Annotated in this window: 10 protein-coding genes; 5 read left to right on the forward strand and 5 right to left on the reverse strand. The window is 65.5% G+C overall.

Going from position 1 to position 14,566, the window contains the following annotated elements:
- Both VGV37_RS15645 and VGV37_RS15650 read right to left on the reverse strand, forming a co-directional pair.
- A partial coding sequence (locus tag VGV37_RS15645; protein WP_326880621.1) for an NAD-dependent epimerase/dehydratase family protein occupies positions 1–893 on the reverse strand: 893 nt, incomplete at its 3' end.
- A 445-nt stretch (positions 894–1,338) separates the two neighbouring features.
- Positions 1,339–2,334: an SDR family oxidoreductase gene (locus VGV37_RS15650; protein ID WP_326880622.1), complete on the reverse strand. Its 996-nt coding sequence runs from the start codon at positions 2,332–2,334 to the stop codon at positions 1,339–1,341.
- A 210-nt stretch (positions 2,335–2,544) separates the two neighbouring features.
- Here VGV37_RS15650 and VGV37_RS15655 point away from each other — a divergent pair, with 210 nt between their 5' ends.
- Both VGV37_RS15655 and VGV37_RS15660 read left to right on the forward strand, forming a co-directional pair.
- Positions 2,545–4,452 carry a hypothetical protein gene (locus VGV37_RS15655; RefSeq protein WP_326880623.1) on the forward strand — a complete coding sequence of 636 codons (1,908 nt, stop codon included), beginning with the start codon at positions 2,545–2,547 and terminating at the stop codon, positions 4,450–4,452.
- On the forward strand, positions 4,449–6,482 hold the full coding sequence (locus VGV37_RS15660; RefSeq protein WP_326880624.1) for a 6-hydroxymethylpterin diphosphokinase MptE-like protein: 2,034 nt from the start codon (positions 4,449–4,451) through the stop codon (positions 6,480–6,482). Before VGV37_RS15655 ends, VGV37_RS15660 begins: the two co-directional genes overlap by 4 nt.
- 23 nt (positions 6,483–6,505) lie before the next feature.
- Here the strand turns inward: VGV37_RS15660 and VGV37_RS15665 are convergent, their stop codons facing one another.
- Positions 6,506–7,312 (reverse strand): N-formylglutamate amidohydrolase, encoded by an 807-nt coding sequence (locus VGV37_RS15665; RefSeq protein ID WP_326880625.1) that lies wholly within the window; start codon positions 7,310–7,312, stop codon positions 6,506–6,508.
- A gap of 372 nt (positions 7,313–7,684) precedes the next feature.
- On the opposite strand from VGV37_RS15665, the gene VGV37_RS15670 reads away from it, so the two are divergent.
- Entirely contained in the window at positions 7,685–9,070 is a 1,386-nt protein-coding gene (locus VGV37_RS15670) for a HAMP domain-containing sensor histidine kinase (RefSeq protein WP_326880626.1), read from the forward strand.
- Positions 9,071–9,129: 59 nt separating this feature from the next.
- Here VGV37_RS15670 and VGV37_RS15675 read toward each other — a convergent pair whose 3' ends face one another.
- Complete coding sequence (locus tag VGV37_RS15675) at positions 9,130–10,434, reverse strand: class I SAM-dependent methyltransferase (RefSeq protein ID WP_326880627.1); 1,305 nt, start codon at positions 10,432–10,434, stop codon at positions 9,130–9,132.
- 344 nt (positions 10,435–10,778) lie between these two features.
- Positions 10,779–11,657, reverse strand: coding sequence for an IclR family transcriptional regulator (locus tag VGV37_RS15680; protein ID WP_326880628.1), 879 nt, complete (start codon positions 11,655–11,657; stop codon positions 10,779–10,781).
- A 100-nt stretch (positions 11,658–11,757) separates the two neighbouring features.
- Here VGV37_RS15680 and VGV37_RS15685 point away from each other — a divergent pair, with 100 nt between their 5' ends.
- Both VGV37_RS15685 and pyk read left to right on the forward strand, forming a co-directional pair.
- Positions 11,758–13,026, forward strand: coding sequence for a glycerate kinase (locus tag VGV37_RS15685; protein WP_326880629.1), 1,269 nt, complete (start codon positions 11,758–11,760; stop codon positions 13,024–13,026).
- A 39-nt stretch (positions 13,027–13,065) separates the two neighbouring features.
- On the forward strand, positions 13,066–14,502 hold the full coding sequence (pyk, locus tag VGV37_RS15690) for a pyruvate kinase (protein ID WP_326880630.1): 1,437 nt from the start codon (positions 13,066–13,068) through the stop codon (positions 14,500–14,502).
- The last annotated feature ends 64 nt before the right edge of the window (positions 14,503–14,566 follow it).

Below are 14,566 nucleotides of genomic sequence, written 5' to 3' on the forward strand. Positions count from 1 at the left end.
GCCCAACTCAGCATCTTTGAAATCTTGCCGATGTCGGCCCAGGTGCAATCCGGCTCGCCCGGACGCTTCGGCAGTCGGACCACATCGCCGCCCAGCAGGTCCACCAACCGATTGACACTTTGCGGATTGCCCGCACCCAGATTGAAGATCTCGCCCGTGAGGTCGGTCTCGGCGGCGGCGAGGAAAGCGGCGGCCACGTCGGACACATAGAGGAAATCGCGGCTTTGCGTGCCGTCGCCGACGACGGTGAAGGGCTTGCCGGCCAGTTTCTGACGCAGGAATACGCCGAATACCGCGCCATAAGCGCCCGTCGTCCGCACCCGCGGGCCGTACGCGTTGAAGATCCGGATCGAATTGACCGGCAGCCGATAGACCTGATGCCAATGGAGCGCAGCCATCTCGCCCTGATATTTGCTGAGCGCATAGGGGTACTGGGCCGCGATCGGATGATCCTCGCGCGTGGGCGTCGCGGCGAGTCCGTAGCAGGATGAGGATGCCGCATAGACGAACTTGGAGACCCCCGCGTGACGGGCGCATTCGAGGACCCGGACCGTTCCTTGAACATTGGTGTCCATGTAGTCGATCGGCCGCTCGATCGAAGGAACGATGTCGCCGATGCCCGCGAAATGGAACACGTAGCGCGCGCCGGCAAAGGCGGGGTGCTCGGCGGACAGACGCCGGACATCTTCGGTGATCAATGCCACCGAGGGATCGTCGCGATGATGCGCCAGGTTTTCGCCGGTGCTTCCGGCGAGAGAATCGATGACGTGGACGCGATAGCCTCGGGCCACCAGCAGATCGACCATATGGCTGCCGATGAACCCGGCGCCACCGGTCACGACGGCAAGCGGACGGGCATGACCTGCACCCTCCTCGATCAAGACCGTCGCCATCACCCGTCGCCCTTCTTCCACATGATCCAGGAGCCCCGCCCGCACCCCAAATGACGCGAGCACCCTATCTCCAGCACCGCCCATGGGCAATGCTGCGGGATAGCGGCTCGGCGAATATCAATAGTTCGAAGGTGTTCTGGCAGACAGTGGAGCCTTTAAAGCTCTTGCTGACCAGTAAAGGGGGCCGTTCGCTGGTTTTATCCAGCCGACGTTCCTTCTATCAAACCTTCGACCGTTTGACGGCCGAGCCGGAGCGAGCTTTGCTACGCACCTTGGGACCTATGCCGATCCAACGCAGAACCGGCACATGTCCGATCGATACAGTGATACCCTATTTACTAACAAATCCTTTAGCGGAGGGAGCGCTTCGGGTCCAGCAGCCTCACCATTTCAGCAGCCGGACATGTCGCTTCCGTCCTCGTTTTCCTCGCCGATCAGACGCTCGTCAGGCGGCTTTCAGAGCCTTCAGCGTCTTTACGTTGGAATAGCGTTCGTCGCCCATGCTGTCCGGCAGCTTTCCGGCCTTGAAGGCAGCACAAAGATCCCGCACCGCGTCGACGACGCCGCGCTGCGGCACGAAGCCCAGAAGCCGGGCGATCTTGTCCGAATTAACATGATAGGATCGCAGATCGTTCGTCGGCGTGGTCACGATCTCGATTGGTGCCCGATCGGGAAATTCGGCTTCCACGGTTGCCTTGACCGTTTCAGCTATCGCCCTGATCGACAGATTCTCCTTGCCGACATTGAAGATCTGTCCGGCGATGTTCTCGGGGGCGGCTTTCAGCAATAGCGCATATAAGTCGCACATGTCCTGGATGTGCAGGTTCGGCCGGCGCTGTTCGCCCCCGAACACCGTGATCTTCGCGGCATTCACCGCAAGGTTGGTCAAGATGTTGACGCTGAGATCGAGGCGCATCCGCGGACTATAGCCGCACAAGGTCGCCGGTCTGATCGTCGTGCAGACGAAATCGGGCGCCTGATGGGCGAAAAGGATCGGCTCGCACAGGCCTTTGTATTTATTGTAGAGCGTCAGCGGCACAAGCGGATGATCTTCAGTCACATCCGGCGCATCGGAAACACCGTACACGGAACTCGACGACGCGTAGATGAACCTGTGCGCGCCGGCTTCTTTGGCGGCAACGACCAGCGGCTCGAAGCAGTCGAAATTGATCTCGCGACTGAGGGCCTCGTCCAGCTCGAAACTGGGATCGTTCGAAATGCAGGCAAGATGAATGACCTGATCGACGCCTTCGAGCGCGCGCTTGAGTGCTGCGGCATTCCGCAGATCGCTTTTGACGATCGTCAGCGCTGGATGAGGCTGGAGGAAGCATCCGTACCAGCAGGTATCGTAGACGACCACTTCGTAGCCGGCGGTGAGAAGTTGCGGCGTGAGCAACGTGCCGACGTAGCCAGCGCCCCCCGTGATCAGAACTTTCGTCATCGACCGGATGTCCTTCATCTAGCGTCGGCACTGAAACAATCAGAATTGAGACGAGCGTGCAAACGATGTTTGGCCGGCTTCACCTGCCAGGGAGGATAGCGACACGCTCCGGTTCGAGGTTGTGGCAATTGGCAATTTTCGATTCGTTAACCTTTCGCGAACCATACTGAACCCGATATTTGCCATGCTGCCATCACCCAGGATCCGCCGTTGGAACCCACCGATCCCTCTCCCCCATCCAGCACATTGACGAGGGACGAGGCGATCCGTGGCGCGCTCGATGCGATCGCGGTCAACGATGTCGCGCGCGGGATCGATCTCGCCCAGCAGGTCAATGCCCTCGAACCGAACAGCAATATCGGGCTGCATCTGGTCGGCCTCCTGTCGCTGCGCTTGAACGAGCCCGGCCGCGCGGTCGAGGCGTTCGAGGCGGCGCGCAAGCTGGCACCCGACGTGCGCGAGCATATCGATGCGCTGGCCATCGTGTTCTCGAAGACCGGCCGGCTGGTCGATTCGCTGTTCTACGGCAAGCTCGCGACGGCGGCGACGCAGGAGACCGGCATTCCGGGCATGCTGCCCGAGTGGCTCGGCACGTTCGACGAGGCGTTCTACAAGATCCACGACCGGCCGCTGGTCAAGCAAGCGCAGAAGCTGTTCGACGCCGGCGATTACGGTGGCGCCTGCGAGGCGTTCCGGCGCGAAATCGAACTCGATTCTCGTTCGATCGAAGGCTGGCGCGGCTTCACCCTGGCACTCTATCGCGCGCGCAAATACGACGACGCGCTGGTCGCTTCCGGCGCGCTCATCTCGCTGACCGACCGTCGCGCCGAGGACCTGTCGATCCATGGTCTGGTGCTGGCCGCTGCCGGGCGCCGAGACGAAGCGCTGGTCGCCGGCCGCGAGGCCGGGTCGCTGGCACCCGACGATGCGGCGATCGCCTGGCGCACGGTACAGGCCCAGGGCCGCACCTCGGACGCCGACAGCGCCACCCTCAACGCCATGGCCGAAAGCTGGGGCGCGCGCTTCCTCGCCCAGGGCAGCCGTCCCGCTGCGGCCGATCCGGCGGAATTCCTGCATCGCCGGGTCCGGGTCGGCGTGATGTCGGGCCACTGGGCCCACGGCGAAGGGCTCGATCTGCTGGTCCCGGTCTTCGAGCTGGTCGACCGCCGCCGCGTCGAACTGTTCGTCTATGCCGACGGCCTGGTCGATGCGCCGCTCGCCCGCCGCCTGCGCGCCCGCTCGAACGTCTGGCAGGATCTGACCGACCTCGACGCCGAGACCGTGGGCTTCATGGTCCGCAACGACAATCTCGACCTGCTGATCGATCTCGATGATCCGCTGCTGACCAACCATGCCCCGGTCATCGCCCAGGCACCGGCACCGACCGCCCTCGCCCTCTATGCCGACCCGGCCCTGGCGTTCGCCGTGGGCTTCACCGGCATCCTGGGCGAGCCTTCGGCCTATCGCGACAGGGCGGAGACGGCAGGCCTGATCCTGATCGACGGCGGCCTCGCGACCCAGCCGGTCGACCTGCCGCCGCTCGATCCCACCACGCTGCGCGTGCCAGGCCCCGAGATCGTGTTCGGCACGGTGGCCGCGGGCTGGCAGATCGACGAGACGACCATCGCCGCCTGGCGCGACATCCTGGCGGCGGTGCCGGGAGCCGTCCTGCTGCTCGACGATGAGAACCTGGGCGGCCACGGCAGCACGGGACGGCTCGCCGACCGGCTGCCGCGCGAGCGGCTGCGCCTGCGCGAGCCCGGGCCGATGCAGGAGTACCTGGCCGAGGTCGACCTGATGCTCGATCCGATCGGCAATCCGTCGGCGGATGGCCTGATCGCCGCCGCGGCACAAGGAGCACCCGGGCTGACCTGCCGCGCCCGGCGTCCCCGTGCCAACCTGGCGGCAGGCTGGCTCGACCGGGCCGGACTGCCGGAACTGGTCGCCGAGGATCCGGAAGACTATCGCCGCAAGGCCATTGCCGCCGTCGCCATGCCCGGGCTGCGCGCCCGCTTCGCCGAGCGCGTCATCGCCGACCGCGACACCGCCGCCGCCCGACAGGCGGTCCGCCTGGTCGAAGCCCTCGCCCTTCTCGTCAATCTGCCGCCGAGCCCATGACCCCCCCGACCGAGATCACCAAGATCGAAACGCCCGAGCCCGAGGCGACCGACGACCTGTTCGCGCGCAACATGGAGGCGCTGAAGCAGCGCTTCCCCAGCCTCTACGTCCGCATGCGCACGATCACCGAGCCCAGCGCGCGCATCGTCGGCAGCGTCGAGACCGGCGACATCAACATCGACCTGGGCCACACGTTGCTCTATCCGGGCGACGCCAAGGCCCATGCCGAGCGACAGCTCGACGAATTCCGCGCCAGCCCGCACCGCTTCTTCATGAACCCACCGGTCCATCACCTGGGTCCCGAACGCCCGTATCACCACGACCACGTGTCGGCGGCGCTCTATGATTTCGCGAAGGACCAGGGGCTGACCAAGCTCCCGCAACTGCCGACCCCGGACGCCGGGTTCCTGATCGTCTACGGCATCGGCCTCGGCTTCCACCTGCCGGCGCTGTTTGAGGAGATGGAGGTCCGCCATTTCATCCTGACCGAGGAATTCCCGGAATTCTTCTACCATTCCATGCACCTGCAGGATTGGGCGGGCATATTCGAGCGGATGGACGAGCGCGGGCAGAGCGCGCAATTCACCTTCAGCGACGAGCCGCAGACCCTGGCGGAGCGGGTCCATTGGGCCATGCGCGGCCGCGGCTTCGGCCTGCTCGACGGTTCCTACGCGTTTCGCCACTATTCCTCGATGGTCCTCGACAAGGCCTATGGCGAATTCCGCGAGAAGCTGCCGCTGCTGCCGATCTCGATCGGCTTCGTCGAGGACGAGTGGGTCATGCTGCGCAATTGCGGCACGAACCTGATCGCCAACGACTTCAAGCTGCTCGACGACCGCCCGCGGCTGGAGAAGAACCTGCCGGCGTTCGTGATCGGCTCTGGCCCGTCGCTCGACCAGGGGATCGAGACCATCAAGAAGCTGCAGGGCCAGGCGATCGTGTTTTCCTGCGGCACCGGCATCTTGCCGCTGCTGCGCAACGGCATCCGCCCGGATTTCCATTGCGAGTTGGAGAACGGCCACTCGTCCTACGACCATCTGAAGCGCACGGCCGACCAATTCGGCCTGCACGGCATCACGCTGATCGCGTCGACCACGGTCTGGCCCGAGATGCCGGGCTTGTTCGACCATCGCGTCTTCTATTTCCGCGACTCGGTCTGCTCAACCGGCCTGTGGTCGCCCGACCGGATCGGGCTGTTCGGTACCGCGCCGACCTGCACCAACCTGGCGATCCGCGCGGCACTGCTGCTGTGCTTCCGCCAGATCTACCTGTTCGGCGTCGACCTGGGCTCGCGCGATGCGGCGAAGCATCACTCGCACGACGCGATCTACTATCGCGCCGAGGACTGGGGCAAGGGCTATACCCAAAGCCAGGAAGCGATGACGATCGAGATGCCGGCCAACTTTGGCGGCAAGGCCTACACCAACGGGACCCTGCAATGGACCCGGATGATGATGGCCCAGGGCATCGAGCATTTCTCGTTCGCGAAGATCTTCAACTGCTCGGACGGCGTGCAGATCCCCGGCACTTTGCCCAAGCTGCCGCATACGCTGAAGCTCGACGGGCCACCGCACCGCAAGACGCTGGCCTTGCAGCGGATGAAGGCCGAGATGATCGATAAACGACCGGGCGAGATGGTCGCGGCAGACGATCTGGCGGCGATCGAGGCGGCGTTCGCGGGCTGGTACGAAGGCGTGCTCGCCTTGATCGACGAGGCGCGCGCGACCCGGATGTCCTACATGGATTTCTACGAAAAAACTCTGCCGTTTCTGGAGCCGACCGGCAGCAGCCCCTATCAGCCGGCACTGCGCGCGGTGAACGTCGGCTTCATGATGCTGTGCTTCCAGATCGGCTATTATTTCTACCGCCGCGTCGGGCCGGAACTGCAGGTCGCGACCATGGCCGCGCTGTTGGGCGCCATGCAGGCCCGCATCGAGATGATCCGTGCGGACTGCCTGCAGCAATTCGGGCTGTTCGATCGGCTGATCGAAGATGCGGCAGCGACGTCGGCGGCGGCCTCGGCCGGTTAGAGGACCGAGGCCGCCGGCATCGCCTAGAGATACATTGCCGGCCGATAGAGTGCCGGATCGGCAAGGATCGGTGCGAACGCCGTCTCGAGAAAATCGGCGTAGCGCAGCACGCCCTCGTCCGTGGCGACCTCGTCCTGCCGCATTTCCAGCAGCACATTCGGCAATCCGCGCGGCATCACGTGATGCCGCAGGGTAAAGCCATGGGGGTCGCGCGCCGAATAGGGCTCGTTGTCGCCGACCGTCAACCCGTGCAGCCGCGCCAGATTGGCGATCAACGGCACAGGCAGGCGCGGATCCTGGTCCCACAGCACACCGACATGCCAGGGCCGATCCGCCTCGTTCATGCGCGGCGTGAAGCTGTGCATGGAAATGACTGCGGGCGCGACGCCGGCGGCGGCGAACCGGTCGAGCGCCGCGGTGACGGCGGCGTGGTAGGGCCAATAGCACTCCGCGGCCCGCGCGGCCGCCTGCTCGTCCGTCATGTTCTGGTTGGCGGGAACGGCAATGCCGTCACTGACCGCCGGCATCGAGGTCGGTTCGCCCAGCACGCGGTTGCAATCGACCACGAGCCGCGAATAGCTCGACAGGATCGCCGGAGCGTCCCAGCGACGCGATAGCTCCTGGGTCAGTGCGGCGGCTCCGATGTCCCAACCGACATGCTTGGCGAGATCCGCCTCGTTCAGGCCCAGGCTGTTCAGGGCTTTCGGCACCGCCCGGCTGGCATGATCGCAGATCAGCAGGACTTTCGCCCGACCGAGCGGATTGAGGACGGTGAAGGGCGGCGGGTCTCCGGCCTGGAGCAGCGTTGCGCATCCGGCCTGCGGAGCCATCGATTTGTCCGGCATAATCGCGGTAACATCCCTCTGAAAAAAGCCGAGCGCTCCGACGAGGCTCTGAACTCGCTTTAAAGTTTAATAGAACTTGACGCAAATGTTGGCAATCCGGTCGCGGCGGAGTTGCGATTTTGGTTGCAAATTTTACCAAGCCTTAACGCCTATGGCCCTTATTTGTGCTCGTATTTTAACCATAGCCCGGGTATGGCCGCTTTGGTTTCCTGGCCGGAACGGGAAAGTCGCGTCGCTACCATCGTTCCGCTCCGGAGCGAACTTCCTTCTCACCGCGTTCTTGGCATCGACTCCGATGGAGCGAGTGTGACGATTGCAGGGTCCGAAATAGCTCCGGCTCGCCCGGAGGCCGTGCGTATGAACCGGATCACGCTGCGCTTCGGCGACGGCGCGCTCGAGGATCGGTTTATTCGCGACAGCCTGCAGTCGGCCTTGCCGATCCTGCGCCTGTTCCTGGTCTGCGCGACCTTGCTCTGCGCCCTCTGCGGCTTTCTCGATCCGCTCGCCGATCCCGAGCAATATCAGCATTTCTGGGCCATCCGCTTCGGCTTCGTGGTCATGTCGCTCCTGGCGACGGTGGCGCTCAGCTATACGCCGGCCTTTCTCTCGCATGCCCAGGTGATCCTGACGACAGGAATGTTCTGTTCCGGCACCGGCATCCTGCTGATGATCGCGATTTCGAACGGCGCCGCCAAGGAAACCTATTACGCCGGTTTGATCCTGGTCGTCATCTATGGTTCCAGCCTGGTGCGGCTGCATCATCTGAACGCGCTGATGGTGGCGATCGTCCTGTTCGCCGGCTACCAGCTGGTCGCGCTGAAGATCAATCCTCTGCCCCTGCGCACGCTGTTCAGCAACGACTTCTTCCTTACCGTCTCGATCCTCGTCGGTGCCTTCTCGAGCTTCTTTCAGGAGCTCTACATCCGCCGCAGCTTCGTTCAGCAGGAGATGCTGATGGAAGGCAAGGCGCGCGCGGAGCGCCTGCACGAAGCGGCCGAGGCAGCGAACAAGGCGAAGAGCGAGTTCCTCGGCATCATCAGCCACGAGCTGCGCACGCCGCTCAACGCGATCATCGGTTTCTCCGACATGATGCGGCAGCAGATGTTCGGCCCGCTGGGCGGTGATCGCTACCGGACCTACGCGACCGATATCCACAACAGCGGCAATCACCTGCTGGGCATCATCAACACGATCCTCGACCTCAGCAAGGCCGAGGCCGGACGCCTCGGACTCGACGAGCAGGAGATCGACCTGCTGGATACGGTGCAAAGCTGCCTGCCGCTGTTCCGCGACGAGGCCGAGCAAGCCGAGATCAAGATCCGTATCGTTCCGCCGGCGCGGCCGTTCTGCCTGGCCGCCGACGCACGCCTGTGCCGGCAGATCGTCATCAACCTGGTGTCGAACGCGGTCAAGTTCACGCCGCGCGGCGGCATGGTCACCGTGAGCTTCCCTTCCGACGATCTGGGACGCCGAGGCCTCGAGGTCCGCGATACCGGCATCGGCATCGCCGAAAAGGATCTGGAGCGGGTCATCCTGCCGTTCGTCCAGGTCGAAGGCTCCTTGAGTCGCAACCACGGCGGCACCGGCCTGGGCCTGCCGCTGGTCAAGAAGATCGCCGAACTGCATGAGGGCACTCTGCTGATCGATAGCCGGCTCGGCGTCGGGACGGTCGTCACCGTCTGGTTCCCGACCCTGCGCGTGTTGCCGCCGGTCGAGCACGCGAACATCCGGCTCGCCGTCTGAAAGCACGCGATCCCGCTACCCGTTTCGGGCGGCGGGATCGGTCTTGGCGCCCCTGCGCTTCAGCGCGGCTTGCGCACATACAGCATCGTCACCCGGCCCGAGGAATCGTCCCGCACGTCGATCTCGGCGCCTGCCAGCCCCTTGGCCAGCGCCCGCATCTCGTCCTCGGTGCGATAGACCACCGTCCAGTCGCAGATGAACTCCATCGGCCAGAAGCAGCTGATGTCGGTGTCCTTCATGTTGCCGATGATCAGCAGGCCGCCCGGCGTCAGGTGCTCGTAGAGCGCCGCGATGAAGCTCTTGGCCCGCCGTGCCTGGAAATAATCGACCAGGCCCACGCTGTAGATCAGGTCCTGCGGCGGCAGCTTGCCGAACAGCTCGCCGGTCCGCAGCAGCTGGATGAACGAGGCATTCAAGCACTGCACGTTCACCTGGCCGCCATGACGGATCACGGCTGGATAGGTCTTCTCGTAGGCATAGGTAAGCGCGCCCTGGTCCTGATCGATCAGCGTGAAGCTCGCTCGCCCCTCGACGCGGCCGGCATCGAGATAGCCGATCACTTCACGTGCCGATCCGCAGCCGAGACTGGTGATGTGGGTCATCCGATCGGGCGTCCGCAGGATCTCTTCCGACATGGCTTCGCGGACCAGTTCGGCCCGGGTCGCGACGCAGGCGGCGATCTCGAGGCCCAGGCGATGCTGCAGCTTGTCGTAGAAGGTCTTGCCGACTCGCTGCCAGTCATACACCTGGTTCATGATCTGATAGTCGCCGGGATAGCCCAGCGGCTTCTCGTAGGAGCGCCGGCAGATGGCGCCGCCCATCATCTCGGGCGTCAGCACGCGCTCGGTATAGCGCTTGGTCGCGGCCAGCGCCTCGATGTCGTTCTTCAAGGGTTCGACCAGCACGTTGGCGCGGGTCCAGAAATTCTGCCAGGCCGGGACCAGCCGGGCTTCGCAGCGGCCGAGGAAATCCTGGGCTTCCTTGCCGTCGATGTCGCCGCCCTGGGCCAGGATCCGTGCCTCTGCCCGATCGGCGATGGTCCGGAACTCGCGGAACAGGAACAGCACGTCGGCCAGGTGGCGGCGATATTCGGCGGGCACCAGCGCGTCGTCGGGCGTCACGGCACGGTCCAGCTCGCGCTCCAGCATCACTTCCTGATGGCGGGCGACCAGGCGCGGCACGTCGAGAAAGCCCGAATCCATCTGCATGGCGGTGCGCGAACCGGCGGGCGTCGGATCGACGCGCCGGACCTTGGCAGATCCTTCGTGGAGCAGCGCGTCGCCCATCCGCAGCCGCACGATGACGTTCGCCCCCAGCGCGTGCGGCTCGCTGTCGTTGGCGCCGACGACGGACAGACCGGTCATGCTCAAGTCCTCCAGAAGGTGCGAACGATCGTCGATCTCGACGGTAGGCAGGACGCGACCAAAGGTCTCCCGGGCGGAGAAGCGCTCGGGGCGATAGAAAATCCGACGGCCTTTTGCACCAGGAAGTTCTTCATAGGCTCGCATGGTGACCTCATGTTCTCGTGAATCGGTATTCCCGGTCCACTTAGCGAACCTCATGCCACTCAAAAATTACCGGCTAACCAATTGATCCGTATGAGTTATACGATCTGACGCCGCCATTACGGCGAGCATTGCCTACCGGGCTCAACCCGCTACCCGGCAAATTCTGCCGGCAAAAAAGACTCAAGGAATCAGGCGCTTAGCTAACGCTTCTGGACGGCGCCCAGCGCGAGGGCGATCTCGGCCGCCGCGGCCGCCACCAGGCGCCCCAGCGGTTCGACCCGCTCGGCGGTCACCCGCGCGGTCGGACCGGAGCAGGAAATCGCTGCGACCGGCTCGCCATATTCGTCGCGGATCGCGGCAGCGACGCAGCGCAGGCCGAGCGCGAATTCCTCGTCGTCGATCGCGAAGCCCCGGGCCGCGACCGGCCGCAGGGCGGCCTCCAGCACATCGGCGTCGGTCAAGGTGTGTTCGGTATAGCGGGTGAAATCGATCCGCTGATAGAGCGGCACCCGCTCTCCCTCGGCCAAGGCCGCCAGGAGCGCCTTGCCGACGCCCGAACAATGCAGCGGTGCCCGGCCGCCGGGTCGGGCAAGCGCTCGCATCATCGCCCGGCACTCGATCTGGGCCAGATAGACCGCGTCGGCACCGTCCAGCACCGCGAGGCTGACCGACTCGCCGGACTCCTCCATCAATTGCCGCATCACCGGCCGCGCCGCGGCGACGACGTTGCGGGTGCGCAGGAATGCGGCGCCGACCGTGAAGGATTGGACGCCGACGAACCACAGCCCCCGCTCGGCATCATGGCTGACATATCGTCGCTGCTGCAGGGTCTTCAGCAGCCGGTGGGCCGTCGAGGGCGCGAGGCCCGTCGCCTTGGCGAGTTCTGACAGCCCGGCCCCCTGCTCCGCCGCGGCGACCGACTCCATGAGGTCGAGCGCGCGGCCGAGCGATTGCACCGCGCCGGGCACGGTACCGGGAGCCGTCTGCGGCGGTCGGCCGCGCTTGCGCTGCGGTCCGCTCGGCACGGCAGTGGACGGGATCGTGGCGGTCTGCGTTGGCATGGACTTGGCGTCGGGCATGTTTTGGGCTTATTTTCCGTTGTCCGAAAATTTTTCCCCTTCCGCGCGGTTTTGTCGACCTTCATCGACCGCGAGACCAAGAATTCATGAGGTATCGATCGTGAAGGGCGCCCTCGATCCCCGAGCCTTCCTCGAAGGATTGTTCCATACGGCCTGTGCCGCCGCCGACCCGATGCAGGTGCTGCCGCCCCATCTGCCGCCCCCGCCCAAGGGCCGCACGGTCGTGGTCGGCGCCGGAAAGGCCGCCAGCAAGATGGCGCTCGCCGTCGAGTCGCATTGGAGCGGCCCACTCAGTGGCGTCGTGGTCACCCGCCACGGCCAGCGCCTGCCGCTGGAGCGCATCGAGATCGTCGAGTCGGCCCATCCGGTGCCCGACCGCCACGCGGTCGAGGGCGCCCGGCAGGTGCTGGCTGCCGTCCAGGGTCTGACATCCGACGATCTGGTGCTGTGCCTGATCTCCGGCGGCGGATCGGCGCTGATGACCCTGCCGGCCGAAGGCCTGAGCCTCGACGATAAGCAGGCCGTCACCCGTGCCCTGCTGCGCTCCGGCGCGAACATCGGCGAGATGAACACGGTCCGCAAGCACCTGTCGGGCATCAAGGGCGGCCGGCTTGCGGCTGCCGCGGCGCCCGCCCAGGTCGTGACGCTCGCCATCTCGGACGTGCCGGGCGACGATCCGGCCATCATCGCCTCGGGCCCGACGGTCGCGGACCCAACGACCTTCGCCCATGCCAAGGCGGTCATCGACCGCTATGCCATTCCGCTGCCGGCCGCCATCGCCCGCCATTTCGAGGCGGCGCGCGACGAATCGCCGAAGCCGGGTGACCCGCGCCTGGCCAACAACCGTTTGAAGATGATCGCGACACCGCAGATGGCGCTCGAAGCCGCGGCCGCTGCCGTCAAAAAGGCGCAACGGACTCCGGTTATCCTGGGCGACGCCATCGAGGGCGAGGCGCGCGAAGTGGCCAAGGTCCATGCCGGCATCGCCCGGTCGATCGCGCGCCACGGCCATCCGGCCCGCCCGCCGGCGGTCATCCTGTCGGGCGGCGAGACGACGGTGACCGTGCGCGGCAAGGGCCGCGGCGGCCGCAATGCGGAATTCATGCTGGCACTCGCCATCGCGCTCGAGGACCAGCCGGGCATCTTCGCCATCGCCGGCGACACGGACGGGATCGACGGAACGGAGGATAATGCCGGCGCGCTGATCGATCCGACCACGCTCAGCCGCGCGCGCGCGATGGGCCTGGATCCGCAGGCCATGCTCGACAACAACGACGCCTACACCTTCTTCAAGGCACTCGGCGATCTGGTCGTCACCGGGCCGACCTACACCAACGTGAATGATTTCCGGGCAATCCTGATCCACTGACGGTCCGTTGCTCCCCCGCCCAATTCCAAGGATTCCATCGTGAAGCTCACCGTCCGCCGTCAGCGCAGTGCCAAGATCGTCGCCACCCTGGGGCCGGCCAGTTCGACCGACGTCATGATCGAACGGCTGTTCCTGGCCGGCGTCGACGTGTTCCGCCTGAACTTCAGCCACGGAAGCCAGGACGACCATCGCGCGAACGTCGACCGGATCCGGCACATCGAGAAGCGCTATTCCCACCCTCTGGGCGTGATGATCGACCTGCAGGGCCCGAAGCTGCGGCTCGGTACGTTCGACCAGGGCCGGATCAACCTGCCGAACGGCACGAAGTTCCGGCTCGACCTCGACCCGGCGATCGGCACCGAGCAACGCTGCACCCTGCCCCATCCGGAGATCTTCGCCGCCATCTCGGAAGGGACCGACCTGCTGGTCGACGACGGCAAGGTCCGTCTGCGCGTCGACCGGTGCGGCGCCGATTTCGCCGAAGTGACGGCGACGGTCGGCGGCGTGCTGTCGAACCGCAAGGGCGTCAACGTCCCGAACGCCGTGCTGCCGATTTCGGCACTCACCCAGAAGGACCGTTCCGATCTCGCCTTCGCGCTCGAGTTGGGCATCGACTGGGTCGCCATGTCCTTCGTCCAGCGCCCCGAAGACGTCGCCGAAGGCCGCAAGCTGATCGGCGGTCGCGCAGCCTTGCTGGCCAAGCTGGAGAAGCCGAGCGCGCTCGAGCACCTGGAAGCGATCGTCGAGCAGGCCGACGGCATCATGGTGGCGCGCGGCGATCTGGGCGTCGAGACCCCGCCCGAGGACGTGCCGGTCGCCCAGCGCCGCATCGTCCACGCCTGCCGGCAGGCCGGCAAGCCGGTAATCGTGGCGACCCAGATGCTGGAAAGCATGATCAAGTCGCCGACACCGACCCGGGCCGAGGCGTCCGACGTGGCGACCGCGGTCTATGAAGGTGCCGACGCGGTCATGCTCTCGGCGGAAACCGCGGCCGGCGACTATCCGGTCGAGGCCGTGGACATGATGAACCGCATCATCACCCGGGTGAATGCCGACCCGCTGTTCCAGGCCGGGCTCGACACCGACCATCACGACCTCCAGGAGACCTCGTCGGACGCGATCACCGCCGCCGCCCGCCAGGTGGCGACCACGATCAAGGCGGCGGCGATCGTGACCTATACGACCTCGGGCTCGACCACGTTGCGGGCCGCCCGCGAGCGGCCGCCGGTGCCGATCCTGTGCCTGACCGCCAGCCCGCAGACCGCCCGGCGCCTCGCCATGGTCTGGGGTGTCCACCCGGTCGTGACCAAGGATATCTCGACCTTCTCGGACATGGTGCATAAGGCGAGCCGCATCGCCCATGCCCATGGCTTCGCCCAGGAAGGTGCCCGGATCGTGATCACCGCCGGCGTGCCGTTCGGCACCCCGGGCGCCACCAACATCCTGCGCATCGCCTGGGTCCAGGCACAGAATTGAGGCCCCGGCTTTCGCCCGATCCTGTGAACCTTCGTCGCCTGCCACGATTGGGAGCGGCATGAGG

This window comes from Aliidongia sp. (genome assembly GCF_035943795.1).
Classification (GTDB): domain Bacteria; phylum Pseudomonadota; class Alphaproteobacteria; order ATCC43930; family CGMCC-115725; genus Aliidongia.